Raw genomic sequence first — 1384 nt, 5'->3', positions numbered from 1 at the left:
ATCCCTAGCTGAATACATAGGCTAGTGGAAGCGAACCGGGTGAACTGAAACATCTCAGTAGCTCGAGGAAAAGAAATCAACCGAGATTCCGAAAGTAGTGGCGAGCGAAATCGGAAGAGCCTTTACGTTTTAGCACGCAAGATAGTCGAACGGAATGGAAAGTCCGGCCGTAGCAGGTGATAGCCCTGTAGGCGAAATCTTGTGTGTGGAACTAAGCGTAAGACAAGTAGGGCGGGACACGTGAAATCCTGTTTGAAGATGGGGGGACCATCCTCCAAGGCTAAATACTCGTGATCGACCGATAGTGAACCAGTACCGTGAGGGAAAGGCGAAAAGAACCCCGGRAGGGGAGTGAAATAGATCCTGAAACCGYATGCATACAAACAGTAGGAGCCTCCTTGTGGGGTGACKGCGTACCTTTTGTATAATGGGTCAGCGACTTACATTCAGTGGCAAGSTTAACCGAWTAGGGAAGSCGTAGCGAAAGCGAGTCCGAAYAGGGCGATTSAGTCGCTGGGTGTAGACCCGAAACCAGATGATCTATCCATGGCCAGGTTGAAGGCACGGTAACACGTGCTGGAGGACCGAACCCACTAAYGTTGAAAARTTAGGGGATGAGCTGTGGATAGGGGTGAAAGGCTAAACAAATCTGGAAATAGCTGGTTCTCTCCGAAAACTATTTAGGTAGTGCCTCGTGTGTCACCTTCGGGGGTAGAGCACTGTCATGGTTGGGGGGTCTATTGCTGATTACCCCGCCATAGCAAACTCCGAATACCGAAGAGTGCAATCACGGGAGACAGACATCGGGTGCTAACGTCCGGWSTCAAGAGGGAAACAACCCAGACCGCCAGCTAAGGTCCCYAAKWWTSGCTAAGTGGGAAACGAAGTGGGAAGGCWWARACAGTCAGGAGGTTGGCTTAGAAGCAGCCAYCCTTTAAAGAAAGCGTAATAGCTCACTGATCGAGTCGTCCTGCGCGGAAGATGTAACGGGGCTAAGCGATAAACCGAAGCTGCGGGTGTGCACTTTTAGTGCACGCGGTAGGAGAGCGTTCTGTAAGCCTGCGAAGGTGKCTTGTAAAGGMTGCTGGAGGTATCAGAAGTGCGAATGCTGACATGAGTAGCGATAAAGGGGGTGAAARGCCCCCTCGCCGTAAGCCCAAGGTTTCCTACGCAACGTTCATCGGCGTAGGGTGAGTCGGCCCCTAAGGCGAGGCAGAGATGCGTAGCTGATGGGAAGCAGGTTAATATTCCTGCACCGTCGTATGATGCGATGGGGGGACGGATCGCGGAAGATCATAAGGGTGTTGGATGTCCCTGTTGCTGTATCGAAGATGGCGCTTAGGCAAATCGGGGCGCGTAAATCAAGGGTATGGCACGAGCGAGC

At 52.2% G+C, this 1384-nt stretch carries 1 rRNA gene; it reads left to right on the top strand.

The annotated features are described in order from the left end of the window. Positions 1 to 1384: ribosomal RNA gene (locus AC1DDX_RS27410) — 23S ribosomal RNA — on the top strand; the annotation flags it as partial.

Source organism: Pedobacter sp. 10L46_2, from assembly GCF_056395165.1.
Note: the sequence above shows the minus strand (reverse complement) of the source record. Positions and strands in the feature narration are given on the sequence as shown.